General features: G+C 68.6%; 1 pseudogene. It reads left to right on the top strand.

The annotated features are described in order from the left end of the window. Positions 1-187: 187 nt before the first annotated feature. Positions 188-382, top strand: a pseudogene (locus tag C7I84_RS30810) (hypothetical protein); the annotation flags it as partial.

The raw sequence follows: 382 nt of genomic DNA, 5'->3' as shown, positions 1-382 counted from the left end.
GGACCGGCTGGAGGCCGACCAGGACATGATCGCGCCGCTGGTCGAGGCCGAGGCGAAGAAATACGCCGAGGCGAACGCGCCCTGGCCGGTGAATGAAGAATGCAAGTAACGCGGTTCTCCCTCCCCTTGAGGGGAGGGTGGCCCGAAGGGGCCGGGTGGGGTCGGCTCGGCAGCGCGGGACGTTGATATGCAGAAGCAGGACGGAAACGACGTTGAGGCCGGCCGGGAGGACCCCACCCGGCCGCTTCGCGGCCACCCTCCCCTCGAGGGGGAGGGAAGCGTCGCGCCCGCCCCCATCCTCTCGGTCAACAACATCGAGGTGATCTACGATCACGTCATCCTGGTGCTGAAGGGCGTGTCGCTGTCGGTCCCGACCGGCGGC

Source organism: Kumtagia ephedrae (genome assembly GCF_003012745.1).
GTDB classification, from domain to species: Bacteria; Pseudomonadota; Alphaproteobacteria; order Rhizobiales; family Rhizobiaceae; genus Kumtagia; species Kumtagia ephedrae.
The sequence above is the reverse complement of the archived record's forward strand: the minus strand, read 5'-3'. Positions and strand labels throughout refer to the sequence as shown.